Consider the following 739-nt stretch of genomic DNA (forward strand, 5'->3'; position numbering starts at 1 on the left):
GATTTCACTAAGAGAATCAAAAGGAAATATCGATACTAATGTAGCTGACGCTATGGGCTTTAATGCTTATAAAGGTGGCGGTAGAATGATAGTTACCTTCTCAGCTGTTTCTACTTATATGGAATCAGATGGTAGTGGTATGAGTGCTGGTACAGGATATTCTGTGGGTAGTGGTAAAGAAATGTCTAAAATGTATAATTCTACCGATGCATTAGCTTTTGTAACAGCGTTTTCTGTTGCCTTTGGTTTTAGTGCAGCTGGAGATGGAGCAAGTCAATTTGCTAACTTTGGACATAGTGATGCTACTGTAAAAGATATAGCTGCTAAAGATCAACAAGCTGGCGTTACTACGCTTAAAGGTGCAATGGCTGTAATGGATATAGCTGAAACTGCTATTACTAACCTAGACTCTATTAGAGCTGATCTTGGTGCGGTGCAAAATCAAATCACAGCTACACTTAATAACATCAGCGTAACTCAAGTAAATATTAAATCAGCTGAGTCAAACATTAGAGATGTAGACTTTGCAGCAGAAAGTGCAAACTTTGCTAAGCATAATATCTTAGCTCAAAGTGGTTCTTATGCTATGAGTCAAGCTAATGCTATGCAACAAAATGTAATGAGATTATTACAATAGTTAAGAAATCCAAAACACCTTGATTTTTCAAGGTGTTTTTTAAAACTCTTAATTTAAAACTCTTAATTTAAAACTCTTAATTTAAAACTCTTAATTTAAAAC

1 protein-coding gene is annotated in these 739 nt (G+C 34.8%); it reads left to right on the plus strand.

The genetic code is table 11. The features are described from left to right. The coding region (locus L8V88_RS07930; RefSeq protein ID WP_263727462.1) for a flagellin at nt 1-637 on the plus strand (637 nt) is incomplete at its 5' end. Between the last annotated feature and the right edge of the window lie 102 nt (nt 638-739).

The sequence above is a fragment of the Campylobacter sp. IFREMER_LSEM_CL2101 genome, from assembly GCF_025771825.1.
Classification (GTDB): Bacteria; Campylobacterota; Campylobacteria; order Campylobacterales; family Campylobacteraceae; genus Campylobacter_D; species Campylobacter_D lari_C.